General features: G+C 50.2%; 27 protein-coding genes. 12 read left to right on the top strand and 15 right to left on the bottom strand.

What is annotated here, in order from left to right; all coding sequences use genetic code 11:
* Positions 1 to 72 precede the first annotated feature (72 nt).
* From lysA to Q4488_RS15400, 6 genes are all read left to right on the top strand, one after another.
* Positions 73 to 1,323, top strand: coding sequence for a diaminopimelate decarboxylase (gene lysA, locus Q4488_RS15425; protein ID WP_303581397.1), 1,251 nt, complete (start codon positions 73 to 75; stop codon positions 1,321 to 1,323).
* Positions 1,324 to 1,415: 92 nt separating this feature from the next.
* Positions 1,416 to 2,246, top strand: a complete 831-nt coding sequence (gene dapF / locus Q4488_RS15420) for a diaminopimelate epimerase (protein WP_303581376.1) — start codon at positions 1,416 to 1,418, stop codon at positions 2,244 to 2,246.
* Positions 2,243 to 2,992, top strand: a complete 750-nt coding sequence (locus tag Q4488_RS15415; protein WP_368411587.1) for a DUF484 family protein — start codon at positions 2,243 to 2,245, stop codon at positions 2,990 to 2,992. The genes dapF and Q4488_RS15415 overlap by 4 nt, the downstream gene beginning before the upstream one ends.
* A gap of 12 nt (positions 2,993 to 3,004) precedes the next feature.
* Positions 3,005 to 3,952 carry a tyrosine recombinase XerC gene (xerC, locus tag Q4488_RS15410; RefSeq protein ID WP_303581375.1) on the top strand — a complete coding sequence of 316 codons (948 nt, stop codon included), beginning with the start codon at positions 3,005 to 3,007 and terminating at the stop codon, positions 3,950 to 3,952.
* Positions 3,945 to 4,670 carry an HAD family hydrolase gene (locus Q4488_RS15405; RefSeq protein ID WP_303581374.1) on the top strand — a complete coding sequence of 242 codons (726 nt, stop codon included), beginning with the start codon at positions 3,945 to 3,947 and terminating at the stop codon, positions 4,668 to 4,670. The genes xerC and Q4488_RS15405 overlap by 8 nt, the downstream gene beginning before the upstream one ends.
* Before the next feature lie 8 nt (positions 4,671 to 4,678).
* The gene (locus Q4488_RS15400; protein ID WP_303581373.1) at positions 4,679 to 5,212 is read left to right on the top strand and encodes a hypothetical protein; all 534 of its coding nucleotides are present in this window, start codon (positions 4,679 to 4,681) and stop codon (positions 5,210 to 5,212) included.
* Between the two features lie 9 nt (positions 5,213 to 5,221).
* On the opposite strand, the gene Q4488_RS15395 is transcribed toward Q4488_RS15400, so the two are convergent.
* The 4 genes from Q4488_RS15395 to Q4488_RS15380 form a co-directional block, all read right to left on the bottom strand.
* The gene (locus Q4488_RS15395; protein ID WP_303581372.1) at positions 5,222 to 6,097 is read right to left on the bottom strand and encodes a DMT family transporter; all 876 of its coding nucleotides are present in this window, start codon (positions 6,095 to 6,097) and stop codon (positions 5,222 to 5,224) included.
* Between the two features lie 72 nt (positions 6,098 to 6,169).
* Complete coding sequence (locus tag Q4488_RS15390) at positions 6,170 to 6,916, bottom strand: AraC family transcriptional regulator (RefSeq protein ID WP_303581371.1); 747 nt, start codon at positions 6,914 to 6,916, stop codon at positions 6,170 to 6,172.
* Positions 6,917 to 6,973: 57 nt separating this feature from the next.
* On the bottom strand, positions 6,974 to 7,717 hold the full coding sequence (phbB, locus tag Q4488_RS15385) for an acetoacetyl-CoA reductase (protein ID WP_303581370.1): 744 nt from the start codon (positions 7,715 to 7,717) through the stop codon (positions 6,974 to 6,976).
* Positions 7,718 to 7,767: 50 nt separating this feature from the next.
* Entirely contained in the window at positions 7,768 to 9,144 is a 1,377-nt protein-coding gene (locus tag Q4488_RS15380) for a malonyl-CoA decarboxylase (protein ID WP_303581369.1), read from the bottom strand.
* A 180-nt stretch (positions 9,145 to 9,324) separates the two neighbouring features.
* On the opposite strand from Q4488_RS15380, the gene Q4488_RS15375 reads away from it, so the two are divergent.
* From Q4488_RS15375 to Q4488_RS15360, 4 genes are all read left to right on the top strand, one after another.
* The gene (locus Q4488_RS15375) at positions 9,325 to 9,765 is read left to right on the top strand and encodes a MaoC family dehydratase (RefSeq protein ID WP_303581368.1); all 441 of its coding nucleotides are present in this window, start codon (positions 9,325 to 9,327) and stop codon (positions 9,763 to 9,765) included.
* Between the two features lie 5 nt (positions 9,766 to 9,770).
* Positions 9,771 to 10,316: a hydrolase gene (locus tag Q4488_RS15370; protein ID WP_303581367.1), complete on the top strand. Its 546-nt coding sequence runs from the start codon at positions 9,771 to 9,773 to the stop codon at positions 10,314 to 10,316.
* A 97-nt stretch (positions 10,317 to 10,413) separates the two neighbouring features.
* Positions 10,414 to 11,937 (top strand): PAS domain S-box protein, encoded by a 1,524-nt coding sequence (locus Q4488_RS15365; RefSeq protein ID WP_303581366.1) that lies wholly within the window; start codon positions 10,414 to 10,416, stop codon positions 11,935 to 11,937.
* Between the two features lie 39 nt (positions 11,938 to 11,976).
* Positions 11,977 to 12,603 (top strand): response regulator transcription factor, encoded by a 627-nt coding sequence (locus Q4488_RS15360; RefSeq protein WP_303581365.1) that lies wholly within the window; start codon positions 11,977 to 11,979, stop codon positions 12,601 to 12,603.
* A 78-nt stretch (positions 12,604 to 12,681) separates the two neighbouring features.
* Here Q4488_RS15360 and Q4488_RS15355 read toward each other — a convergent pair whose 3' ends face one another.
* The 11 genes from Q4488_RS15355 to Q4488_RS15305 form a co-directional block, all read right to left on the bottom strand.
* Entirely contained in the window at positions 12,682 to 13,563 is an 882-nt protein-coding gene (locus Q4488_RS15355; protein WP_303581364.1) for a methylated-DNA--[protein]-cysteine S-methyltransferase, read from the bottom strand.
* Complete coding sequence (locus Q4488_RS15350; protein ID WP_303581363.1) at positions 13,556 to 14,449, bottom strand: DMT family transporter; 894 nt, start codon at positions 14,447 to 14,449, stop codon at positions 13,556 to 13,558. The genes Q4488_RS15355 and Q4488_RS15350 overlap by 8 nt, the downstream gene beginning before the upstream one ends.
* Before the next feature lie 218 nt (positions 14,450 to 14,667).
* Positions 14,668 to 15,810 (bottom strand): radical SAM family heme chaperone HemW, encoded by a 1,143-nt coding sequence (gene hemW / locus Q4488_RS15345; RefSeq protein ID WP_303581362.1) that lies wholly within the window; start codon positions 15,808 to 15,810, stop codon positions 14,668 to 14,670.
* Position 15,811: 1 nt separating this feature from the next.
* On the bottom strand, positions 15,812 to 16,411 hold the full coding sequence (gene rdgB, locus Q4488_RS15340) for an RdgB/HAM1 family non-canonical purine NTP pyrophosphatase (protein WP_303581361.1): 600 nt from the start codon (positions 16,409 to 16,411) through the stop codon (positions 15,812 to 15,814).
* Positions 16,412 to 16,454: 43 nt separating this feature from the next.
* Complete coding sequence (locus tag Q4488_RS15335; RefSeq protein WP_303581360.1) at positions 16,455 to 16,931, bottom strand: DUF4426 domain-containing protein; 477 nt, start codon at positions 16,929 to 16,931, stop codon at positions 16,455 to 16,457.
* 11 nt (positions 16,932 to 16,942) lie between these two features.
* Complete coding sequence (gene metW, locus Q4488_RS15330; RefSeq protein WP_303581359.1) at positions 16,943 to 17,533, bottom strand: methionine biosynthesis protein MetW; 591 nt, start codon at positions 17,531 to 17,533, stop codon at positions 16,943 to 16,945.
* The gene (locus Q4488_RS15325) at positions 17,533 to 18,699 is read right to left on the bottom strand and encodes a homoserine O-acetyltransferase (RefSeq protein ID WP_303581358.1); all 1,167 of its coding nucleotides are present in this window, start codon (positions 18,697 to 18,699) and stop codon (positions 17,533 to 17,535) included. The genes metW and Q4488_RS15325 overlap by 1 nt, the downstream gene beginning before the upstream one ends.
* A 138-nt stretch (positions 18,700 to 18,837) precedes the next feature.
* A complete protein-coding gene (locus Q4488_RS15320; RefSeq protein ID WP_303581357.1) occupies positions 18,838 to 19,134 on the bottom strand; it encodes a DUF167 domain-containing protein in 297 nt (98 codons plus the stop codon).
* Positions 19,135 to 19,142: 8 nt separating this feature from the next.
* Positions 19,143 to 19,700 (bottom strand): YggT family protein, encoded by a 558-nt coding sequence (locus tag Q4488_RS15315; protein WP_303581356.1) that lies wholly within the window; start codon positions 19,698 to 19,700, stop codon positions 19,143 to 19,145.
* Positions 19,701 to 19,827: 127 nt separating this feature from the next.
* Positions 19,828 to 20,652 (bottom strand): pyrroline-5-carboxylate reductase, encoded by an 825-nt coding sequence (gene proC / locus Q4488_RS15310; protein WP_303581355.1) that lies wholly within the window; start codon positions 20,650 to 20,652, stop codon positions 19,828 to 19,830.
* Between the two features lie 57 nt (positions 20,653 to 20,709).
* Positions 20,710 to 21,408 carry a YggS family pyridoxal phosphate-dependent enzyme gene (locus tag Q4488_RS15305; protein ID WP_303581354.1) on the bottom strand — a complete coding sequence of 233 codons (699 nt, stop codon included), beginning with the start codon at positions 21,406 to 21,408 and terminating at the stop codon, positions 20,710 to 20,712.
* 369 nt (positions 21,409 to 21,777) lie between these two features.
* Between Q4488_RS15305 and Q4488_RS15300 the strand changes: the two genes are divergently transcribed.
* Positions 21,778 to 22,812 carry a type IV pilus twitching motility protein PilT gene (locus Q4488_RS15300; protein ID WP_303581353.1) on the top strand — a complete coding sequence of 345 codons (1,035 nt, stop codon included), beginning with the start codon at positions 21,778 to 21,780 and terminating at the stop codon, positions 22,810 to 22,812.
* A 15-nt stretch (positions 22,813 to 22,827) separates the two neighbouring features.
* On the top strand, positions 22,828 to 23,994 hold the full coding sequence (locus Q4488_RS15295) for a PilT/PilU family type 4a pilus ATPase (protein WP_303581352.1): 1,167 nt from the start codon (positions 22,828 to 22,830) through the stop codon (positions 23,992 to 23,994).
* Positions 23,995 to 24,194 lie beyond the last annotated feature (200 nt).

The raw sequence follows: 24,194 nt of genomic DNA, 5'->3' as shown, positions 1-24,194 counted from the left end.
GTAGCGGCGATGACTGATAACACGGGTTCAGCCTTGCTGAGCAGTAACTCTATTGAAAGCAGACAGAAGACAATGGATAATTTTCAATATCTTAACGGCCATCTTTGCGCCGAGGAAGTGCTGGTAAGCCGCATTGCCGAACAGTATGGAACGCCGACGTATATCTATTCCCGCGATGCCTTAGAGCGCGCTTATTTGGATTATGCTCAGGCACTTGAGGGCCGCGATGCCTTGGTGTGCTATGCGGTAAAAGCGAACGCTAATATTGGCGTATTGAATGTGCTGGCGCGCTTAGGGGCGGGCTTCGATATCGTCTCATTAGGTGAGTTAGAGCGAGTAATTAAAGCCGGTGGCGATCCCGCTAAGGTTGTTTTTTCTGGGGTCGCTAAGCGTGAAGATGAGATGCGTCGCGCGCTGGAGCTGGGTATTCATTGTTTTAATATAGAATCTGAAGCCGAACTTGATCGCTTAAATAACGTCGCCAGTGACATGGATAAAGTGGCGGCGATCTCGTTGCGCGTCAATCCCGATGTCGATGCCGGTACTCATCCGTATATCTCGACCGGTTTAAAGGATAATAAGTTCGGGGTGGCGATCGATGATGCGGCACGGATCTATGCCTATGCCCATAGCCTGAGTCATTTGGATGTGCAGGGTGTTGATTGTCATATCGGTTCACAGTTAACCGAGATTGCGCCGTTTCTCGATGCTTTAGATCGTTTGTTGTTGTTGATTGATAGCCTGGCTGAACAGGGGATTACGATTAAGCACCTCGATCTAGGCGGTGGCTTAGGCGTCTGTTATACCGATGAAGTGCCACCAACGCCACAGGCATATATCGCCGCCGTGATCGAGAAGCTGGGTGATCGTCCCCTGAAACTGATTTTTGAGCCGGGCCGCTCGATCGCCGCTAATGCGGGTATCATGATTACTCGGGTCGAGTTTTTGAAATGCACCGAGCATAAAAACTTTGCCATTATTGATGCCGCGATGAATGACCTTATCCGTCCAGCACTTTATAGTGCTTATATGGATATTATTCCGGTGGATGTGCGCCAAGAAGGTGACGCTCGTCGGTTTGATTTAGTGGGGCCGGTATGTGAATCCGGTGACTTTTTAGGTAAAGACCGTGAATTAAATATCGCGCCGGGCGATTTATTAGCTGTTTGTTCTGCTGGTGCCTATGGTTTCGGCATGAGTTCTAATTACAATACGCGTAACCGTGCGGCAGAAGTGATGGTGGATGATAATCAGATTCACCTGATTCGTAAGCGTGAAACAATTGTTGATCAGCTGCGCGGTGAAGCGGTATTACCGGGTTGATAGGCCGATCTTCCCATAACGGATAAGATCAGTTGAATCGCCCGACAGATGAGGCAAAGCACTGTCCGAACAGTGCGCCTGACGAGATGATTATGCTAGTTAGATTTACAAAAATGCATGGCTTAGGTAACGATTTTCTGGTGCTTGATACGGTAACACAGAAGGTCAAGGTTAACGCTGAGATTGTCAGCCGACTGGCCGATCGCAACTTTGGTGTAGGGTTCGATCAGTTACTCCTGGTCGAGCCGCCGAGCAATCCTGATATGGATTTTCGGTATCGTATCTTCAATGCCGATGGCAGTGAAGTTGAACATTGTGGTAACGGTGCTCGCTGCTTTGCCAAGTTTGTTCGCGATAAGCGCCTGACGGCGAAAGAGACCGTGGCGGTAGAAACTCAGAAAGGGCCGATCTATCTCACGATCACTGATGATAAACAGGTGATCGTGGATATGGGAGTACCGGTTTTAGAGCCTCAGGATATTCCCTTTAAGGCGGCGCAGCGAGCGGCAACCTACCCCATCGATGTCGATGGTCAGACTGTACAGATTAGTGCGGTATCGATGGGTAACCCTCATGGTGTGTTAGTGGTGGATGCCGTTGATAAAGCCCCGGTTGAATCTTGGGGGCCAGCACTGGAATCCGCACCGGACTTTCCCGCGAAGGCGAATATTGGTTTTATGGAAGTGATTAGCGGTGCCGAGATCCGTTTGCGGGTTTACGAACGGGGTGCGGGAGAAACTAAAGCCTGTGGCACCGGTGCTTGTGCGGCAGTGGTGGCGGGCCGTTTGCGCGGTTTGTTAGATGATAAAGTAACCGTTCATCTGCCCGGTGGCACGCTGCAGATTGAGTGGCCCGGTGAAGGCGAACAGCTACTGATGACTGGCCCAGCAACGACGGTATATGAAGGACAGATTTTCATATGAGCGATTCTAACAGTGTCGAGCCTAAGCTCGATCAAGCAACCTCTTCAATGGCGAGCTCGGCAACGCTGCAGGCCGCGACAATCAGTGCCGAGCAGGTGGCCGATTATTTAACGCAGCATCCCGATTTTTTTAGCACTCATGAATACTTGCTAGAAAAGCTTTATGTGCCACATCAACGGGGCACGACGGTGTCGTTGGTCGAACGTCAGACCCATTTGCTGCGGGAAAAAAATCGAGAACTGCATGATTATCTCGGTGATATGCTGGGTATTGCGCGAGAAAACGATATTCAGTTTTCTAAAACGAAGACTATGATTCTAGCGTTGATGGATGCGCAAACCCTCGATGATGTCGCGGTCGCGATCGATGAAAGCCTGTGTCAGGATTTTAATAGTGATACCACCGCGCTTGTGTTGTTCAGTGAGCAACGGGAAGAACAGAATAACCTGCGGCTAATGCCCCGCGCGGAAGCTGCAGCCATCGATACACTGGTGGATCAGTCCCAAACGCGGTGCGGAAATTTAACCGAGTTGCAAAATCAGTTTCTGTTTCGCGATCAGGCGTTTCGGGTTAAATCGGCGGCCGCGGTACCCTTGGTGAAAGGTGAGACTCTGGGAGTCTTGGCCATTGGTAGCTATGATGCGAGTTACTTTCAGAGCAATCAGGGCACGCTGTTTTTAGATTATATCGGTCAGGCACTCAGTCGTGTGCTATCACCCCTGCTGCAGGTAAGCAGACCCGATTGAGGAGCTGCATTGATGGCTTCAGGTAACGCTGACTTAGATAAGTTTTATACTTATCTAAGTAGCGAACGGCAGTATTCTCGTCACACGGTTAATAATTATCAACGTGATCTAGCGCGTCTGCTAGATTATCTACAACATAGCACTCTGTTTCCCGATGGTCAGATTGATTGGGCACGCATCGAAGCCAAACATATCCGCAACTTTGTGGCTTGGGTTCATCGTGACGGTTTAGGTGGGAAAAGTATTCAGCGGCTATTGTCTGCTACTCGTAGTTTCTATAAATACCTTTATCGTGAAGGACTGGTGAAGCAAAACCCCGCGTTGGGTGTCGCCGCGCCTAAAAGTCCGCGTCGATTACCGCAAACCTTAGACGTCGATCAACTGAATCATCTACTCGATAGTGATGGGGATAAAACCGATCCATTGGCGTGCCGTGATCAGGCGATGTTAGAACTACTTTATTCGTCAGGGCTGCGTCTAGCGGAACTTGTGAGTCTTGATTTAGACAGTATCGATTGGCAGGATGCAAGTTTACGGGTAATGGGTAAAGGGGCAAAAGAGCGCATTTTACCGATTGGTGCACCGGCGATGCAGGCACTCGATCACTGGCTTGAGCGGCGTGATAGCATGGCGAGATCAGGGGAGATGGCCGTCTTTGTGAGTAAACGTGGCACGCGTATTAGCCGTCGTAGTGTACAGTTACGTATCGATCGCCGCGCAAAGATGCAGCATACTCAAGGGAAGGTTTATCCACACCGGTTACGTCATTCGTTTGCCAGTCATATGCTGGAGTCTAGCGGTGATCTGCGTGCGGTGCAGGAGTTACTCGGACATGTGGATATCTCGACCACGCAGATCTATACCCATCTTGATTTCAGACATCTGATGGATGTTTACGATAAAGCCCACCCTCGGGCGCATAAGCAGTCGCATAAGAAGGCGCAACAAGACGATGATTAAATGTATAACCTTCGATCTGGATGACACCCTTTGGGCAGTTGATCCAGTCATTGTAGAAGCAAATAACACCTTATATCAGTGGTTGAGTGAACATGCGGCCGCGTTTGTAAAATGCTATCAGTTGAACGATTTCGATCATTTGAAGCAGCGCGCCTTAGAGACCTTCCCTGATATCAGTCACAGTGTCACCCTGATACGTTTGAAACAGTTGGAAATCGGTTTACTCGCCGCCGGTTATACCGAAGCACAAGCGGTGGCGTTGGCGCATCAGGCATTTGAGGTGTTTATCGAAGCCCGCAATCAGGTTGAGCTGTTTGAACATGCGCGGGCGATGCTGGAAAAGTTAAAAGCTAAGGGTTATTTGATCGGTGCGCTGAGTAATGGCAATGCCGATGTCAATCGCGTTGGCCTTGGGGATATCTTCGATTTTGCCCTGAATGCCGATGGTGTTGGTAAAGAGAAACCGCATCCATTGATGTTTGAACGGATGCTGCATCAACAACAGTTACGTGCAGAGCAAGTTATCCACATCGGTGATAATCCGCATCATGATATTTTTGGTGCTAAAAATGCGGGACTGTGGACAGTCTGGGTTAATTTGGATCAACGTGCATGGCCGGATATTGAGCCAGCGGATCGTGCCGTAACCTGTCTTAAGGATATTCCGGATAATGTGGCGCAGATAGCGGCTATTTCTCATCATCGGGCAACCTTATAGGAAGCGATATGAACGCATCGAAATCAGCGAATACAGTGCCGCAGAATCAGATTAATCTCAGCTATAACGCAGCTGAAGATCGCATTCTTATTCGTGCCAATGAGAAAGGTAAAGAGTATCGCGCTTGGTGGACACGACGTTTGGCGTTACAGATGAGCAAACTGTTTGATGAACATACTTTCCCCACTGAAAACAGCGCCAGTCATCTGCAACCGGAACAACGGCAAAGCCTCGGTGATATCGAAAAGCATGGGGCCGTACAACAGGCTGACTTTGCCACCCCCTATCAAGCTGAAGCCAGTGATTATCCCCTAGGAGAAGCGGGTATTTTGGTGCAACGTATCGATATTAAAACGCTGGATAAGTTGGTGCAGATCATAATGCTACCTGCAAAAGGGGAGGGCATGACGCTGAGCTTGCCCCCCAGTCAACGTTATTCCTTCGAACATATGCTACACAAGGTGATGGTCGCCGCTGAATGGCTGTCGGCTAAGCCCGCCGATAGTGTGGGCACAGCGGAAAAGCCACTGCAAGCCCACTGACGCTAGGTATTATGCTTGGCGACGCCGATATCCGGCAATCAATGAGCCGATCACGATGGCTAAGCAGGACAGCACTAAGGTGATATCCGCTGGGGCTAGTCCAGCGAGCACTAATAATAGCGCCGAGATCAACGGCGCTGAATAGGCTAGCACCCCGAGCAGCTGCAAGTTGCCATGTTTAATACCGTAGTCCCAGGTAAAGAAAGCGATGCCGACCGGACCGATCCCTAGACCAATTACGCCGATCCATTGAGTCATTGAGTCAGGCCAAACAGTGGTTTCCCACAACCAGTGGCAGAGCAGTGCTAACAGTGCGGTGGCCGCGCAAAACCAGCCCGCGGCATCGGTGGATACCTGTTTGACCAAGCGACTGAGCACCGAGTAACCCGACCATATCAGGGCGCAGGTGAGGGCCAGCAGATAGCCGCTAAGATACTGCGGGTTAAAGCCGTCAGCACCCTGCCCGATAAGTAACCAGCAGCCGAATAGGGCAATGATGGCGCCGAGCATATGTCGCTTGAGCAAATTTTCACCGGGTAGTAACCCCGCCAATAAAACGATCAGTAACGGCCATAGATAGGCGAGCAGACTGACGCTTACCGCTGGTGCCTTGGTCATCGCGAGAAAGTAACAGAAGTGATAACCAAAATATCCACCCACGCCTAACACCCACGCCAATCTTGGTTGTCGCAGGTGGCGTAAGCCAAGATGCCCCTGACGCCACCAATTGACTGACATCAGCAGAAACGCCAGAGTAAAGGTCATCGCCATTAACTGAAACGGCGGTATGCGGCCTTCGGTTAAACGAGTGAGTAAGGCAAGTGTGCCCCAAAGGAAAATCGAGATCGAGCCAATGAGAGTCGCGCGTATGGTTTTGTTTTGCATAAAAAATACTCGAAAAAGAATAACATCAGCATAGCGGTATCGTCGGCGAGAGGCTTTCTCAAGATGGCGTTTTTATTTGCCGCAACGGCGGAAGTAGCTCGGCGGAATATCGAAATGCTTGCGAAACCGGTCGCTAAAGGCTGCGAGATTGCTATAACCGGTGGCCTCAGCGACCTGCTGAATGCTGAGGTTTTGTTGTTCCAATAGTTGCCAAGCCCGTTGCATCCGTTTTTCGAGCAAATATTGCATCGGTGTCATACCTAATTGTTGTCGAAACAGTTGACTCAACTGACGTGGGCTAAGGTTCGCGATGCTCGCTAATTGAGCCAAACTAACGGTGTCACAATAGTGTTCATCTAGGTAACGGCGTGCGGTGCTGATGCGCCGATCAAGGTTGAGTGGTTCGTTCTGTTGCTCATGCAATAACTGTATTAACAGGAGTAACATTTGTCGTTGGCTGGTGGCAGAATTTGATTGCTGTAGTTGAAACTGGAGTTGCAGCTGTAGGAAGCCGACATATTGAATTAACGCCGGTGTTAGTTGAATAAAGGCGGGTAAGCGTTGCAGCTCAGGCGCTAAGGCCGCCGGAATATCCGCGACCACAAAGCAGTTATCATCCGCGGCGGCAAAGTCATGATCCTCTCCCGCTGCGATAATCGCGGCAGATTGGCACGAAACCTTGCCTGCCCGTTGACCCACGGTCATCTCCAACAACCCCGCCACCGGCAGCACCAACTGATGGTAATCATGCTGGTGGCGGTTAGTCTCGGCGCTGTAACTGCGTAGAGCCAGCGTAAAGTGTTGATTCGACGATATCATGAGCGAATTGTAACAGCCTCACTGCTGAGCGGAAGATCTTAATTCAGAGGCTGAGGATTAACTCATATACTCGCCGCCATTGACAGAGAGGTTCGTCCCGGTGATATAACCCGCCTCCTCGGCGGTTAAGAATGCGACTGCGCGGGAAATCTCTTCCGGCTGTCCAAGACGGCCCACCGGGATGCCAGCGACAATCGACTCTAATACATTCTCCGGTATTTGGCGCACCATCGGGGTGTCGATAAAACCTGGCGACACCGCATTAACGGTAACGCCTTTGCGGGCACCCTCTTTAGCTATCGCCTTAGTGAAACCATAGATACCCGCTTTAGCGGCAGAATAGTTTGCTTGACCAAACTGACCCTGTTCACCGTTTAGCGAAGAGATGTTAACGATCCGGCCAAAGCCACGGTTGCACATGGCATCAAACACCGGCTGACACATGTTGTACATGGAATCGAGATTGGTGCGAAGTACTGCCTGCCATTGCTCTGGCTGCATACGTTTGAGCGGAGCGTCACGGGTGATACCGGCGTTGTTCACCAGAATGTCGATCGGTCCAAGTTCGCGTTCCACCTGTGTGACAAAGTTGCAGCAGCTATCGTAATCGGTGACATCCACGGGATAGATCGTGATGTCATAGCCCGCTGTTTGCATCGCTTGTTGCCAAGCTTTAGCATCATTATCGGTGCCAGGTAGGTAACTTCCCACCACTTTATGGCCCTGATCGGACATGGCTTTACACATGGTTTCGCCTAAACCACCGTTGGCGCCGGTGACGACGGCTATACGTTGGGTCATGTTGTTCTCCTATCGATATTATATTTATTGGTTATGGCTGCGTATTGAGGTTATCGCTTGAGCCTCGATTTCAGGTTCTGAGCCAGTGCGACCGAACCTTGCTGGTTGTAATCTTGACTGCGCGATTCAATATGCGGTAATTGGTAGAGATAATTGACCATGATACCGGCCGACTGCTGTAAGCCTTTGGCTGAGGAGTCAGCCAGCCAGTTCAGCTGGGCGATCTGGGCACCATTGGTCAGATGAAAGTGGGCTACAGGGTCAGCACTGAAGTGGCCTCTTTTTTTGGCTTGGCTAAGGTAGTAGCAGGCCAGATTCAATAAGGGCTCACGGGCTTCAGCCGGTGGCTGATCTACGCTGATATCCAAATCTGACTTGAGCTGTAGCCATTGTTTGCCGCCGGGGAGCTGTTCGAGTTCGGCGCTATCCTGTTTAGCTAGCCAGCGGCAAAAGCCGGGCATCGGTGAGAGGGTTGAAAACTGTGTTAGCTGAGGGTATTCCTGTTGTAGTTTGGCAACCACTCGCTTGATCAGAAAGTTGCCAAAACTGATACCAGCCAAGCCCTGCTGAGCATTCGAGATGGAATAGAAAATAGCGGTATCGGCCTGTTGTATATCCTGTAGTGGCGCGGCTTCATCGAGTAATGTTTGAATATTATCGGCTAACCCTTGCACCAGTGCGACTTCGACAAAGATCAGCGGCTCGTTAGGCATGTTGGGATGAAAGAAAGCAAAGCAGCGACGATCGGAATCGAGGCGATTTTTGAGATCATCCCAGCTTTGAATTTCGTGTACCGCTTCATAGGCGATCAGTTTTTCCAGCCGTTCGGCACTGGATTGCCAAGTAATTTGCTCTAGCTGCAGCAAACCAATATCAAACCAACCGATCAGTAAACGCTTCAGATCGCCTTCTAATTCGGTGAGCTGTGGATAAGTTTTTTTCAGCGTCAGGAGTTCGGCACGCATATCCACCAGAAATTTAACCCCCTCTGGCAAACCGTTGAATTGGGTGAGTAAGCGTAATCGAGGAGGGTCCAGTGACTCTCTTAATTGCTGTACCGCTTCGGCACGTTGTTCTGCTGGTGCGCTTTGCCACTGTTGGAAACACGTTTCGACCTGCTCGTTATTCACGCCATAATGTTCGGCGAGTAGCAATAAAAAGCGGCTGCGACCCTGTTCGTTCAGCCTTAGATAGCTGCGTCCCAGAATAACGGCACGGCTACGTGCAGTGACCTCATTGCACGCTTGTAGTAGACAGCTATCCATCCACTGAATCAGTTGTTCCGCATCGCTAGGTTCTAGCGTGGGACTGAGTTGTAGCTCATCTGCCAAGGGGGTATCGGAAGGTGTGCGCCAGATACGACGTAGATGGCCAATCGTTCGGCTTAGCAGTGTCGGAGCTTCCTTTGATTGTTGGATCTGAGTCATATTCGTTTTCCTCAGCATTATTCAGAATGCCGTTCTATGTTGCGCCAAATTAACAGGATTGAATCATAAAACCAAGGGTTTTTACTTGGTTTTATAGGTAAAAACCATTACTGTTGAGTCCACAGAGCTATCTCATCGCCTGCTTTAAGGGCCAGAATAACAATGATTGAGGATGAAACGATGGATGATTTACACGGGTTTTACTTGGAAGACTTAGTGGTAGGGCAAACGGCGAGCTATGCCAAAACCGTGACGGAAGCGGATGTGGTGCTGTTTGCAGGTGTGTCTGGCGATGATAACCCGGTGCATATCAACGCCGAATATGCTGCCCAAACGATGTTTGGTCAGCGTATTGTCCATGGTATGTTTAGTGCAGCACTGATCTCTGCAGTACTGGGGACGCGCATGCCAGGGCCAGGTGCGATCTATGTGGATCAGCAGTTAAAATTTAAAGCGCCGGTCTATATTGGTGATACGGTGACGGCCACGGCAAAGGTGATAGAGATTAATGAGGCGCGTCGCCGAGTGGTTATGGAAACCGTCTGTAGTGTGAAAGGCAAGGTGGTTGCTGAAGGTGTAGCGACAAATATGGTTGATCGCCGTCCAGTTCAAAAAGGATAAACAAGATGCTGATGAATAAAGAAAAATGCGCTCTGCTAGTGATTGATGTTCAGGCTAAATTGTTGCCAGGTGTACATCAGAGTGAAGCGTTAGTGAAAAACTGCCGTTGGTTGATGGAATTGGCGCAATTGGTTGATGTGCCGGTGTTGGGCACAGAGCAATATCCACGGGGCGTGGGGCCAACCACTGAAGAGTTGAAAGCACTACTGCCAGCGGATGATTTTATCGCCAAGACTTTTTTCTCCTGTGTGGATTCACCGGAGTGCAGCGCTCGTATCGATGCGATGGATTGTGAAACATTTGTAATCTGCGGTATGGAAGCCCATGCCTGTGTGATGCAGAGCGCACTGCGCTTACGGGAGCTAGGTAAAACCGTCTATGTTGTCGCCGACGCAATCTCCGCCCGTAACCCAGTAGATACTGAATATGCGATTGCTCGGATGCGAGATGAGGGGGTTAAAATTGTCACGCGGGAGATGGTCGGTTTCGAGTGGATGAGGCGCTCTGATGTGCCTGAGTTTAAGGATTTTAGCATGAAGTTCTTACGCTAATTCAGCGTCTATCTCGTATTGCTACCAGATTGGCCGAGTCCGGTAGGGCTTGGTCAGGTAGCGATCATATGCCTAACAATTATCGGAGCCTGTCGGGATGAAGACCACAGATCGTCATAAGCCTGCGCCGGAGATCCTGATGTCGCCGGCGGAGGTCGAGCGGAACCGGCTTTTGGCCGAGATGGCCGAACAGTCGACGGATATGATCTCGCGGCATAGCCCAGACGACTGGTGTTTTATCGATGTTTCCCCCGCGGTTACCCACTTGCTGGGTTACAGTGTCGATGAAATTGTCGGGATCTCGGCCTATGAGCTATATCACCCCGACGATGTTGAAAACTTCAAACGTCGCGCGCCCAGTGTGAGTTATGAACGGGGCTTATATACCCATACCTACCGATTTCGCTGTAAAGATGGCCATTATACCTGGCTAGAAAGCACCAGCCGTACGATTCGAGATCCGCACACCGATGAGCTAAAAGAGATCTTAGTGGTCTCGCGGGATGTGAGTCAGCGTATTAACACTGAACAAGCGAACCGCCGTTTGGCCCGGGTGCTGGAACACAGCAGTGATTTAGTCGCCTTCGTGACGCCGGATCATCGGGTCAGCCAATTAAATGAGGCCGCCAGAGATGCTTTAGGATTAGAGGTCGATGGGTCTGAGCTGCCCTTAAATCGACTCTTTACCCCCGATAGTTATGCGGTGTTACAGCAGCAGGCTTTGCCGCAAGCGCGTGATCAGGGCAGTTGGCGCGGTGAGGCGCAGATGTTGAGTCGGCGACAGCAGCGAGCGATTCCCGTCATGTTAGAGGTGCTGGCACATCGCACACTGGATAACCAATTGGAATATTTCTCCACCGTGGCGCGGGATATGACCGCCATCAAGCAAGCCGAAGCGAAACAGCTGCAGTATCAACAAGAGATCGATCATGCTGCTCGGCTGATTACCATGGGCGAGATGGCCACGGGGCTGGCTCATGAGATCAATCAACCCTTAACGGCGGTGGTGAATTACGTGCGCGGTATTCAGCGACGCCTACAACAGGATCGAGAATCCGCGGTGGCGGCGATTGAGCAACCACTGGAAAAAATCGCCAATACTGCGCTGCGGGCCGGTGAAATTGTGCGACAGATGATGGATTTTAGTCGTAAAAGCGAGCCTGAACGGGCGTTGGTATCGCTAAATGTGTTAGTTAATGATCTGCTTGGCTTTTGTGCCAGTGCGGCGAAAAAACACCATGTACTACTGGAAAATAAACTACCAAGGCTCCCCGAGGTCTATGCCGATCGGATTCAGCTGGAACAGATACTGCTTAACCTGCTGCTTAATGGTATCGAAGCCTGCCATCGTGAGGCAGATCAGTCACCACTCAAGGTGTGGCTGGAGGCTTCAACGGATCAAGCGGGTCAGGTTATAATCTCGGTGCTGGATCAGGGGCCGGGTTTACCCGCCGATCCAGAACAGTTATTTGAGCAGTTTTTTACCACCAAAGTGGATGGGCTTGGTATGGGATTAGCGATCAGCCGAACCCTGATCGAGCGTCATGGTGGCCAGCTACAAGCGGAAAACCGTCCGGCGGGTGGCGCCAAATTTAGTTTTACACTGCCTACCGGCGAGTAGAATCCCGTCACAATATGATTAATTGATGATAAGAGCAATATGGTTAAACAGACGGTATATGTAGTAGATGATGATGTCGATGTGCGAGATTCACTGCAATGGTTACTCGAATCTGTCGGGCTGACGGTCGCCGCGTTTGATAATGCCCAAGCGTTTTTCGATAGCTTTGTACCTGGCACCAGTGGTTGTATTGTCATGGATGTGCGGATGCCGGGCTTGAGCGGTATCAGTGCGCAGAAACAACTGCCTGATTATCAGGTCGATCTTCCCCTCATTATGATCTCGGGTCACGGCAGTGTGAATATGGCTGTTACCGCCATGACCCAAGGGGCCCGCACCTTTATCGAAAAACCCTTTAATGATCAGTTATTACTCGATCATGTGCAGCAAGCCTTGGCGCAGGATCTCGCCCAGCGCAGCAGCCAACAGAAACGCCAAGCGGTACAGCAGCATTATGCGGCGTTGACCAAGCGTGAGCGGCAGGTGTTCGAACAGGTCGCTCAAGGGTTGGGTAATCAGGATATTGCCGATGTGTTAGGTATTAGCCGTAAAACCGTTGAGGGTCATCGGGCAAATCTGATGAGTAAGATGGCAGCACAATCACTGTCGGAACTCATTCAGATGGCGATCAGTCTTGGTTTGATGAGTGGCTATGCCGATCAGTAACCCTTACCTCTAAAGTTTAAAACTAAAGGCTTAACGTTAGCGGCTGCTCGTTAGGTAGCTACAATTAAACACGAGTTACTAAGGGCGAGGCATTTCGTCATCTTCTGACTCTCGCATCGCTTGAGCATATTCCCAGCCATGTATCGCTTGCTTACGTTCAGCTCCCCAGCGGTAGTGACCGCTTTCGCCACTTTCACGGATGACCCGATGGCAAGGGATGAGATAACCGATATTGTTCGCCCCCACCGCACTGCCCACGGCCCGTTGTGCTTTCGGCGATCCGGTCGCGGCAGCCAGTTGCGAGTATGAATAAAACTGCCCTGAACGGGTGTTTAATAATGCTTCCCATACTTTAATTTGAAAGTTCGTCCCCCGTAACAGCAGGTGCAGCTTTTGCGGTTGTGGGCGGGAGGGAAAGATCCTCTTTAATAGCGCTTCAGCGCCTGGGTTATCCTGCAACATAACGGCGTTGGGCCATTGCTGGCAGAGCTCGGCATGACGCTCGGCAGCGTCATCATCGATAAATGCCAGATAGCACAAGCCACGAGGAGTCCAGCCGAGCAGTGCCAGGCCAAAGGGGGAATATGCCATACCATAGCGTAACTCAACGCCGGCGCCACCGGCTTTAATCTCACCGGGAGTGAGTGCTTCACAGCTGATCATTAGATCGTGTAATCGACTACCGCCGGATAATCCCGCGGCGTGAGCGGCGGTCAGGCTATCGGCGGAGTTTTTTAGCGATTGCAGCGCATGTTCTTTGGTCAGGTATTGTAGAAAGCGTTTGGGAGAGATGCCCGCCCACGCGCTGAACATCCGTTGTAGGTGATGTTCGCTTAAGTCCACCGCTGCTGCGACCTCGGCCAATGATGGCTGATGTTTGGCATGCTGACGGATATAGCGAATGGCCGCCGCAATCGTCTCATAGGTGCGGGTATTATCAGTAGACGGGGGATTAGACATCGATAGGTCGCCTCTTGCGCAGCAGCGCCAGCGGATTAAAGTTCGTCACCAGGGCGACCCCACAGAGCACTATAGAGGCCCCGACAATAGTGTGCCAGCCGATCTGCTCATCGAGAAACAGGTGGCCCCATAAAACACCAAACACCGGTACGAGAAAGATCACTGTGATGGCTGAGGATGGGCCAACATCGGCGATGAGTCTGAAATACAGCAGATAAGCGCAGCCGGTGCAGAAGATACCCAGCAATAAAACCGCACCGATAACCTGTGGATCACCGCTTGCTTGAGCCGGGAAAAAGGGCAACAGCGGTAACAGCAGAAAAGTCGCCGCCCACATGCTGCCATGGGCATTAGTAAAAGGCTCAACATGATCGGCTCCCTGTGCATAACAGCTAGCGATACCGTAACAGAGTGCCGCGGCCAGCACTGCGATGATCGCCACCGTGGAACCTTCTTGAACCAGCACGGGGTCAAAGCCAAGGATTAGGCCGACTCCGGCTATCCCCGCGCTCAGACCGCAGAGGGTCTTGATCGTTAAGGGCTTGCGATAACGTAACGAAATCAGTAGGTTGCCCCAGATAGGCGCGGTAGCGTTGAGAATGGATAAGAGTGAAGCGGATAATGTCTGCGCAGCAAACCCCGACAGCAGAAACGGTAGGGCGGCGTTAAACCAGCCGAGCATAAAAAAATGCTTCCAGTGTTGACCTGCTTGTAGGTGGCGACGCAATAACCGAGCGATCAGTAAGAGAAACAGCGCCGCTAAGAATAACCGCAGTTCAATCATAACGGCGGGACCGATGACCGGCGCAGCCATTCGCATAAACAGAAAGGAACCTCCCCAAAGGGCGGCGAGTAACAGTAGTTGCAGTACACTCTTAAGTGGCATATACCTGATCCATGTTTCACAACCGTTTAGTTTGCTGATTCGCTGGATTAACCCCGTCAAACGCAAGGGTTAATGCCGTGACGATAAGAGCCTAAGTCTTATCAATCAGGCAAGCCGAGATTGCACCATTGCTTGATTAATTTAGTGTCAGTGATTTCTATCGTCAGCGCTACCCGATTCTTGCGATAGCGGGCTAAAGGGTTTGCCTGACCGTGCCGTTATGCCTCGAGAAACAGTGTGAGTAGGTCATTTAGAAACAGTCGTCCTTGAGGGGAGGGCGCGAGTCTATCTATCTCATCTGAAAGTAAGCCCTGCTGACGAGCCTGTTGCAGTTGTGCCGCGATGTGAACGAGTGTTAAACCGGTGTACTGTTCGAATAGCGTGGCGTCTACACCTTGAGTGAGCCGTAGGGCGTTCATCATGAATTCGAACGGACGCTCTTGCAGGCTGATATCTTGTTCGCCAGAGAGCGGTTTCAGGGCGTTCATATAGGCTTTCGGTTGACGCTGCTTCCAGCGTCGAGTGATACGGTTTTGTGCAGGCCAACTGATCTTACCGTGAGCGCCAGCGCCGATACCGAGGTAATCCCCAAATTGCCAATAATTGAGGTTGTGACGTGATTGATAGCCCGCTTGGCTGTATGCCGAAATCTCGTATTGCTCATAACCATGCTGTTGCAGCAGCGCTTGCCCCTGTTCTTGAATCGCCCATAGGGCTTCGTCTTCCGGCAGTTGCGGCGGTTTACTGAAAAACTCGGTATTAGGCTCGATGGTAAGCTGATACCAAGAGAGATGAGTTGGCTGCAAATCGATAGCTTGCTGTAGGTCGGCTAGTGCCGCTTGAGGTGTTTGCTCTGGTAAGCCATGCATGAGATCAAGGTTGAAATTATCAAAGCCTATTTGCCGTGCTTGGCTGGCGGCATGGATCGCATCTTGACGGTTATGAATCCGCCCAAGCTGCTGTAAGCGGGCGCTATCAAAGCTTTGCACCCCAATCGATAAACGGTTAACGCCAGCGGCTCTAAAACCGGCAAAGCGGGCTTGCTCGAAGGTGCCGGGATTGGCTTCCATGGTGATTTCGGCGTTGACAGATAGTGGCGTACGCTCGGCAATGCCACTGAGTATCTGTTCTATCCCAGCCGCATCAAACAGGCTGGGGGTGCCGCCACCAATAAAAATGGTCTCGATTTCACGTCCCTGCACCCCGGCTAGCTCTTGCTCGAGATCGCGCATTAATGCATCGATATAACGCTGTTGTGGAATTTCGCCAGACACCGCATGAGAATTGAAATCGCAATAAGGGCACTTACGTACACACCACGGAATATGGATATAGAGAGACAGTGGCGGTAGGCTGAGCATATTACAGGTAAGCCGGAATGAGTTGGATCAGTTGTTGAACGGCTTTACCTCGATGACTGATATTGTTTTTTTGTTCTGGCGGTAGTTGAGCAGAAGCAATATCCAGCCCGGGCACTAAAAATAGCGGATCGTAGCCAAAGCCATTCTCGCCTTGAGGTAACGGTAAAATCTGACCTTCCCAACTTCCCTGACAGATCAATGGGGTAGGATCTGCGGCATGGCGCATAAAGACTAAGACACAACGAAACCGGGCACTACGCTGTTCGGGCGAGGTGCCCTCCAAGAGCTGCAGGAGTTTCTGATTATTATCCGCATCGCTGGCGTCAGGGCCCGCGAAGCGTGCAGAATAAATGCCTGGGGCACCATTCAAGGCATCAACCTCTAGGCCTGAATCATCTGCTAAGGCGGGTAAACCGGTTAAATGGCAGGCGTGACGGGCTTTGATAATGGCGTTTTCAACAAAGCTCAGGCCGGTTTCGTCGGCATCCGGCAGATTAAATTGAGACTGCGGGACGACTTCAACCCCCAAGCTTCCCAATACCTGATTAAACTCTTTTAGTTTGCCTTTATTGCCACTGGCAAGCACAATTTGTCGGGACATTGAGCACCTTGCTATTCGAAAATTTTAAAAAGTAAAAAGGGTGTTAATCGATATAAAAACGTTGCTCAAAATCGATGCGATAAGCCGGTAGGTTTGGATCCGGTTGCACCTGTAGGTTAAAGCGTAATACCTGATCATCGGTAAACCCAAATTCGCCAATATAGTAGAGGGCTCCAGTCTCCTTGATCGCGGTAAAGTTTAACGTCTGCTTTTGCGAGATCAGGTTAGTAACATCGCCTTGTACCACCGCGGAAACCGGTTTGGTGCTACCATCGGCTTGTTCTTGCAGTACCGATATGTTCAGTAATCCCTTGGTTTTGCTACGTTGTATCCCGTAGGCCGCGGCGACATCTGGGGCAATAAAACTACTATTAAAGGCGTTGTAATGAATTCTATAATCGCCATGCGCGACCATCTGCTCGGCATTGGCGCTAAAGGCGGCGCTGAGTAGGCTTAGCATCATGATCAATGCGGCTGAAGCATGTTTGATTCTCTGCGTGTATCGAATGAGTGCTTGCATCGTATATCTCCTTAACGTGTGATGCGGTAAATGGCGACTTCGCCGAGCATATTGGGCCACAACCGGATCGACCAGTGATGTTTATGTTCATTATCCACAACGGTGCGATCGAGGATGTGGATATTACGTTCGACACACAGTTGTTCAAAGTCTTTAAAGGTACAGAAATGAATATTGGGTGTGTTGTACCAAGTATAGGGCAGGAATTTCGATACGGGCATTCTGCCGCGAAAGGCCAGATAACCTCGGGCACGCCAATGACCAAAGTTAGGGAAGGTGACGATGCACTCTTTACCTATGCGTAGCATCTCATCGACAATTTGATCTGGGCGCGTCATCACCTGCAGCGCTTGTGTCATGATCACGGTGTCGAAACTATGATCATCAATACTGGCGAGCCCGTCATCAATATTGATTTCGATAACATTGACCCCTTTCTCAAGGCAGGCGGTGATATTGTCATGATCGACTTCTACCCCATAACCGCGAGTATTCTTCTGGTGTTGCAGAAACGACAGCAGCTCTCCGTCACCACAGCCAAGGTCGAGTACTTTGCTATTGGGCTTTACCCATTGCTGAATAATCTCAAGATCAGCGCGCATTAGGTGTTCTCCTGGGATGAGTTGGGAATATCGTTAGCGACCTGCTTCATATAGGCTGAGTAAATATCAATATAACGTGGAGTTGGTATCAAGAAGGCATCATGGCCGTGATCGGAATCCACTTCGGCATAGCTGACCTGTCTCTCTGCAGCAACTAAGGCATCGACAATTTCACGAGAACGCTCTGGGGCAAAACGCCAGTCGGAGGTGAAGGCTATCAGCATAAATTTACAGCGCGCATGACTCACGGCCTTGGCGAGATCGTCGCCATAATCGGCAGCGGGATCGAAATAATCCAAGGCTTTGGTCATCAATAGATAGGTATTAGCATCGAATGCGGTGGAGAAGCGTTCGCCCTGATAATGTAGGTAGGATTCAACCTCGAACTGTGGATTAAAGTCATAGCTGAGTTTGCCCTCTCGCAGCTCTCGACCGAACTTCTCCCGCATACCATCATCCGACAGATAGGTGATGTGTCCCAACATACGGGCCAGCATCAGGCCTGTTTTTGGTACCTTTCCATTTTCGTAAAAATGACCGTTATTAAAATCGGGATCGCGAGAGATCGCTTGTCTGGCAACCTCATTGAAGGCAATATTTTGGGCACTCAGTTTCGGTGCGGCGGCAATAATCAGACAGTGTCGCAGTCGTTGAGGGTAATTAATCGCCCATTGCAACGCTTGCATTCCCCCTAGACTCCCTCCGACCACGGCGGCCCATTGCTGAATACCGAAATGGTCGGCCAGTCGCGCTTGGCTTTCAACCCAGTCGGGTACGGTCATAATGGGAAAGTCGGGGCCGAAGGGTTTACCGGTGTCTGGATTGATGCTTTGTGGGCCGGTAGAACCATGACAACCGCCAAGATTATTCAGACCGATAACAAAGAATGTATTGGTATCAATGGGCTTCCCCGGCCCGATCGCCGAGTCCCACCAACCCGGTTTATTCTCTTCCGCGCTATTGTAACCGGCTAAATGTTGATTGCCGGACAATGCATGACACACCAAAATGGCATTGGACGCATCGGCATTCAAGGTGCCGTAAGTTTCGATGATGAGATCATAGCGGTCAAGCTGACGGCCGCAGGCTAATGACAGAGGTTGATCAAAACAGATCGTTTGTGGTGTGACGATACCAACAGAATCTTCAGGAAATGATAGAGGCATAATATTCTCTTAACGCAGATGACTTGAAAAGTGATGCAGACGTACGTGGTCGAGCTTCACATTTCGTACAGCAGAGCCTTGTTATCTAGAATCAGATAGCTCGTGGGACGGTCGTTATGCAGAGATTTCGGTATCACTTCAGTTAGGCTCAATCGTTAATTGTTGAGGAAATTTCTTCGGTTGTTCAATTTTGACTCGCTTTTGCCGGCCCAGTTCGCCCTTGAGTATCGACACTGAACTTTTTGCCACGCCAAACTGTTTCGCGAGGAATTTTATCAGATGGGCATTGGCCTTGCCTTCAATTGGCGGTGCCGTAATGCGAATTTTAACACTATCATCATGTAGCCCGACAATCGCATCATGACTGGCTTTAGGCTGCAGGTGACAGCTAAGAATTAAGCTATCATCCTGCCAACGATAGAAGGTATCTGCCATTGCCGATCTCAGAGTAAAAAGTGAGTTAGGCTACTCAGCTGTGAACGCGCGATCTGAATCACAAAAAAGATTAGGATCGGTGATAGATCTAAGCCTCCCAAGGAAGGAATAACCTTGCGTGCCAGACCAAATACAGGTTCTGTCAGTTGAGTGATCAGTTGCGGCCCAGGATGGTAACTACCGGGCGCGACCCAACTGATAATAACAGAGCCGATGACCGCATAAAAATAGATCGTTAACAGCGTGTCTAGAACGCCGACGCCAGACAGTACCAGCATGGCGGTGAAGTTATCACCGATACTCTGTCCTTTAAATAATAAGATGGCACCCCAGGTGGCAATATTAATTAAAAAGGCGAGTAATAACGGTGACAGATCGATGTTAGCAGGGCGCGGCATTAGGCGCTGTAACGGCGCGAGTGGTACGGCCGTTATTTTCACCACGGCTTGGCAAATGGGGTTGTAATAATCGGCTTTAGCTATCTGTAGTAAGAAGCGTAGCACTACAATAAATGCATATAGCTGGCCGAACAGCTGAATAATTGAACTGAGAGGATCTGATCCCATTGTCTCTGTTCCTGTTACAGGTATCTGATTAAGTTGGGTCTGGCGCTATGCCTTAATAAAACTGACCTAGAGTATAGAGCCTTTCCTCATGACTATGAACCACAGAAAGGCTTTTTATAACACCGGTTTATTGACCGAGCTCTGCGGCCATCACTTGAGCGCGATCATGACAAGCCTGCATCCCGTTTTCGATGATTTCGGGTAATCCCTGAGCGGTAAAGGTCTTGATCGCCTGTTCGGTGGTACCGTTAGGCGAACAGACACGGCGGCGCAATTCCGCAGGCTCGACATCACTTTGACGCGCCATCTCAGCGGCACCGAGAGCGGTCTGAATGGTGAGTTGCTGTGCTACGTCGCGACTCAGCCCCAGCTTCTCGCCAGCGGCGACCATCGCTTCCATGATAAGGAAATAGTAAGCAGGACCACTGCCGGAGACGGCGGTCACCGCATCCAGTTGCGGTTCATCATCGACCCACAGGGCTAATCCGGTCGCTTGCATCACTTGTTCTGTCTGCTGACGCTGAGTGGCGGAGACCTGCGGGTTGGCATAAAGACCGTTGGCGCCGAGCTGGACTAAGGCGGGCGTATTGGGCATGCAGCGAACGAGAGCAATATTGCCCCCCAGCCACTGTTCTAAACTGTTACACAGAATACCTGCCGCGACGGACACGATCAGCGGTTGATGTTGTTGCACCGCCGGCGCCATCGCCTGAGCCACGGCTTTTAACTTTTGCGGTTTAACGGCAAGAATGACGATATCGGCAGCGGCAACTGCGGCATTGTTATCAGTGGTGGTCTGCATACCTTGCTGTTTCAGATCCGCCATGTTGTCGAGCTGAGTCCCTGTGGTCCAGATGTTAGCAGCCGGATAACCGTTGCTAATTAATCCACCGATAATCGCTCGAGCCATGTTGCCTGCGCCAATAAATGCCAGTGTAGGTTGTGTGCTCACGTTAAACTCCTGATCTTAAAACTGTCTGAATAGTTGTATTTGTCTGAGGCTGCGGGACTATTCGCTGTAATCTCGAGGGCCAAATAGCGCGGTACCGATGCGCACCATGGTTGCACCTTCGAGAATCGCGGCTTCCATATCAGCGGACATACCCATTGAGAGTGTATCTAGCGGCGCACTCGGTAGTTGCTGTTGTAAGTTTTGTAACAACGTATTGAGCTGTGCAAAGGGTTCGCGTTGACGCTGCGGATCATCGTTACTGGCGGGAATCGCCATCAGTCCGCGTAAGCGAATATTCTCTAAGCTGGCAACATCCCTCGCGAGCGCGCTGAGTTCGCTAGGTAGCACGCCAGACTTACTCGACTCGTCACTAATATTGACCTGTAAACAGATATTCAAAGGCGGCATTCCCTTGGGACGTTGATCATTGAGTCGTTGCGCGACTTTTAGACGGTCGACACTGTGTACCCAGCTAAAGTTTTCTGTAATCGGTCGTGTTTTATTGGATTGTATCGGGCCGATGAAGTGCCAACAAATATCTAAGTCATCGAGGGCTTCAATTTTGTCCAGCGCTTCTTGCAGGTAGTTTTCGCCAAAATCGCGTTGCCCAGCGGACCAAGCCTGACGTAACTCATCCGCGTGACGTGTTTTACTCACGGCCAGTAGCTTGATGGTTGAGGGTGAACGTTTGGCGTGTACTGCCGCCGCAGTGATTTGTGCACGAACCTGATCAAACCGGTCTGTTATCTGTGTCATATTTGTAAAAACGAGCGATTGGCTATAATGAGTGAATCTGATAAAACGGATATACAATGTGGATATATTATAATGCAATCCGTCAGGATGAGGCCATTATACTACCAGAGACGCGAGTGTCGCCCGTGAATATTTGCCACAGCGGTTAGGGCTTTTCGATAGGGATACGGGGGGCTTTTCAGGGTTTTATGGTAAATCACTCGAACACTGAGGCAAAATAGACCGATTAAAGCCTTTATAAGCTTGATAACAGCTTTTATGATGGGGACAGGACATGCGCGGTTTGTTAAGCCTTTTTTGTCAAGGCTGTGACGCTTACAGATAATCAATGGAGCTGCTGGTCGGCTCCTTAAAAACACCTGAGAAGCCATGGATATTACAGAACTCTTATCTTTTACCGTTCAGCAGGGAGCATCCGACCTCCATATTACCGCGGGTATGCCCCCGGTTATTCGGGTTGATGGCGAAGTCCGTCGAATTAAGTTGCCTTCTCTTGAGCATAAACAAGTTCATACGCTGATTTACGATATTATGAACGATAAACAGCGAAAGGATTATGAGGAACGGTTCGAAACCGATTTTTCCTTTGAAGTGCCTGGCTTGGCACGTTTTCGTGTCAACGCGTTCAATCAGAACCGAGGCGCGGCCGCCGTATTCCGGACAATTCCGAGTAAAGTGCTGACCATGGACGATCTAGGCATGGGACAGGTGTTCCGCGATCTGTCCGATAATGCTCGGGGATTGGTGCTGGTGACAGGCCCCACGGGTTCGGGTAAGAGTACCACGCTCGCCGCGATGGTCGATTACATTAATGAGACGCGTAATGAGCATATTCTGACGATTGAAGATCCAATCGAATTTGTTCATCAGAGTAAAAAGTGCCTAGTCAATCAGCGTGAAGTGCACCGTGATACGCTCGGATTTGAAGAGGCGTTACGTTCGGCGCTGCGTGAAGACCCTGACATCATTTTGGTGGGGGAGATGCGAGATCTGGAAACGATTCGTCTAGCATTGACCGCTGCTGAAACGGGTCATCTAGTCTTTGGTACGTTGCACACCACATCGGCGGCGAAAACCATTGACCGTATTATCGATGTGTTCCCGGCGGCAGAGAAATCGATGGTGCGGTCGATGTTATCGGAATCTCTGCAAGGGGTTATCTCTCAAACGTTGTTGAAAAAGCCGAAAGGGGGACGAGTGGCGGCGCATGAAATTATGGTGGGTACATCGGCGATACGTAACCTGATTCGTGAAGATAAAGTGGCTCAGATGTATTCGGCGATTCAGACGGGGGCAGGCTTTGGCATGGTGACGCTCGATCAATCACTTTCCGATTTAGTCAAGAAAGGCATGATTACGCGTGAAACGGCACGTAGTAAGGCCTTGAATGCCAAGAATTTTTAACACGGAGTCATGATATTGGATATTACTCAGTTACTTAAGGTTATGACTGATCGGGAAGCATCTGATTTATTTATCACCGCAGGGGCTCGCCCGAGCATTAAGGTTGATGGCACGATTAAGCCATTAACAAAAGAGGCGTTAAAGCCGGCTCAGGCGCGGGCGCTGACTTACAGCACCATGAACGATAAACAGATGGCTGAGTTTGAAGGGACGCATGAGTGTAATTTCGCCATCAGTGCGCATGGTATCGGGCGTTTTCGTGTTAGTGCCTTCTTTCAACGTAACTCGCCGGGCATGGTACTACGGCGAATCAATACCGATATTCCGTCAATGGAAGCGCTGAATATGCCGCAGGTGCTGAAAGATCTGGCGATGACCAAGCGCGGCTTGATCTTGTTTGTCGGCGGTACCAGTACCGGTAAGTCGACCTCTTTAGCCTCGATGATCGATTATCGCAATGCCAATAGCGCCGGTCATATCATCACCATTGAAGATCCGATCGAGTATATCCATGAACATAAGCAGAGTGTTATTACTCAGCGGGAAGTTGGCCTCGATACCGAGTCGTTTGATATTGCACTGAAGAATACCTTGCGTCAGGCTCCCGATGTCATCTTGATGGGGGAGATTCGTAGTTCAGATACCATGGGGTATGGCCTGACCTTTGCTGAAACGGGCCATCTTTGTATGGCGACATTACACGCGAGTAACGCCAATCAGGCGTTAGACCGTATTATTAGCTTTTTCCCGCCCGAACATCATGCGCAGATTTGGATGGATCTATCGCTTAATCTCAAAGCCATTGTCGCTCAGCAGTTACTGCCGACCAAAGACGGCAAGGGACGTCGGGCGGTTGTTGAAGTGCTTATCAATACGCCACTGATGCAGGATCTGATTCGTAAAGGTGAGGTGCATGAGTTAAAAGAGGTGATGAGTAAATCCACCAACTTGGGCATGCAGACCTTCGATCAGGCGTTGTTCAATGAATATAAAGCCGGCACGATTAACTATGATGTCGCTATTGCGCATGCCGATTCACCGAACGATTTACGCTTGATGATCAAATTAAACTCAGACACCAATCCTGATATCGATAGCGGCTCGGAATCATCGGGTTTCTTTTTGCAGGATGACGAAGATTTTCTGCAAAATGAAGGGGCGCTGGATGTTAAAGGGATGTAACAACGTAGGTTTATAAAGTTTATAAGGATTCGATTGATAAAACCCCGTCAACCATGACGGGGTTTTTTGTTTGCACGTATGACTAAGGAAGGTGCGAATAAGTCCGTTGTGTTCTCTGCGAAGATTAGAATGGCCAGATACGCGAAAGCCAGTGCAGCGAAATGTCTGGACCTTTTCAAGCTGGCTGACAAAGTAGATGA

Origin of the sequence: Amphritea sp. 1_MG-2023 (genome assembly GCF_030547545.1) — a bacterium.
In the GTDB taxonomy this organism is placed as follows: Bacteria; Pseudomonadota; Gammaproteobacteria; order Pseudomonadales; family Balneatricaceae; genus Amphritea.
Note: the sequence above shows the minus strand (reverse complement) of the source record. Positions and strands in the feature narration are given on the sequence as shown.

Bases quoted from the DNA above. Each gene is read 5' to 3' on its own strand.
- lysA (WP_303581397.1), top strand. From the start codon at position 73: ATGGATAATTTTCAATATCTTAACGGCCATCTTTGCGCCGAGGAAGTG.
- dapF (WP_303581376.1), top strand. From the start codon at position 1,416: ATGCTAGTTAGATTTACAAAAATGCATGGCTTAGGTAACGATTTTCTG.
- Q4488_RS15415 (WP_368411587.1), top strand. From the start codon at position 2,243: ATGAGCGATTCTAACAGTGTCGAGCCTAAGCTCGATCAAGCAACCTCT.
- xerC (WP_303581375.1), top strand. From the start codon at position 3,005: ATGGCTTCAGGTAACGCTGACTTAGATAAGTTTTATACTTATCTAAGT.
- Q4488_RS15405 (WP_303581374.1), top strand. From the start codon at position 3,945: ATGATTAAATGTATAACCTTCGATCTGGATGACACCCTTTGGGCAGTT.
- Q4488_RS15400 (WP_303581373.1), top strand. From the start codon at position 4,679: ATGAACGCATCGAAATCAGCGAATACAGTGCCGCAGAATCAGATTAAT.
- Q4488_RS15395 (WP_303581372.1), bottom strand. From the start codon at position 6,097: ATGCAAAACAAAACCATACGCGCGACTCTCATTGGCTCGATCTCGATT.
- Q4488_RS15390 (WP_303581371.1), bottom strand. From the start codon at position 6,916: ATGATATCGTCGAATCAACACTTTACGCTGGCTCTACGCAGTTACAGC.
- phbB (WP_303581370.1), bottom strand. From the start codon at position 7,717: ATGACCCAACGTATAGCCGTCGTCACCGGCGCCAACGGTGGTTTAGGC.
- Q4488_RS15380 (WP_303581369.1), bottom strand. From the start codon at position 9,144: ATGACTCAGATCCAACAATCAAAGGAAGCTCCGACACTGCTAAGCCGA.
- Q4488_RS15375 (WP_303581368.1), top strand. From the start codon at position 9,325: ATGGATGATTTACACGGGTTTTACTTGGAAGACTTAGTGGTAGGGCAA.
- Q4488_RS15370 (WP_303581367.1), top strand. From the start codon at position 9,771: ATGCTGATGAATAAAGAAAAATGCGCTCTGCTAGTGATTGATGTTCAG.
- Q4488_RS15365 (WP_303581366.1), top strand. From the start codon at position 10,414: ATGAAGACCACAGATCGTCATAAGCCTGCGCCGGAGATCCTGATGTCG.
- Q4488_RS15360 (WP_303581365.1), top strand. From the start codon at position 11,977: ATGGTTAAACAGACGGTATATGTAGTAGATGATGATGTCGATGTGCGA.
- Q4488_RS15355 (WP_303581364.1), bottom strand. From the start codon at position 13,563: ATGTCTAATCCCCCGTCTACTGATAATACCCGCACCTATGAGACGATT.
- Q4488_RS15350 (WP_303581363.1), bottom strand. From the start codon at position 14,449: ATGCCACTTAAGAGTGTACTGCAACTACTGTTACTCGCCGCCCTTTGG.
- hemW (WP_303581362.1), bottom strand. From the start codon at position 15,810: ATGCTCAGCCTACCGCCACTGTCTCTCTATATCCATATTCCGTGGTGT.
- rdgB (WP_303581361.1), bottom strand. From the start codon at position 16,411: ATGTCCCGACAAATTGTGCTTGCCAGTGGCAATAAAGGCAAACTAAAA.
- Q4488_RS15335 (WP_303581360.1), bottom strand. From the start codon at position 16,931: ATGCAAGCACTCATTCGATACACGCAGAGAATCAAACATGCTTCAGCC.
- metW (WP_303581359.1), bottom strand. From the start codon at position 17,533: ATGCGCGCTGATCTTGAGATTATTCAGCAATGGGTAAAGCCCAATAGC.
- Q4488_RS15325 (WP_303581358.1), bottom strand. From the start codon at position 18,699: ATGCCTCTATCATTTCCTGAAGATTCTGTTGGTATCGTCACACCACAA.
- Q4488_RS15320 (WP_303581357.1), bottom strand. From the start codon at position 19,134: ATGGCAGATACCTTCTATCGTTGGCAGGATGATAGCTTAATTCTTAGC.
- Q4488_RS15315 (WP_303581356.1), bottom strand. From the start codon at position 19,700: ATGGGATCAGATCCTCTCAGTTCAATTATTCAGCTGTTCGGCCAGCTA.
- Q4488_RS15305 (WP_303581354.1), bottom strand. From the start codon at position 21,408: ATGACACAGATAACAGACCGGTTTGATCAGGTTCGTGCACAAATCACT.
- Q4488_RS15300 (WP_303581353.1), top strand. From the start codon at position 21,778: ATGGATATTACAGAACTCTTATCTTTTACCGTTCAGCAGGGAGCATCC.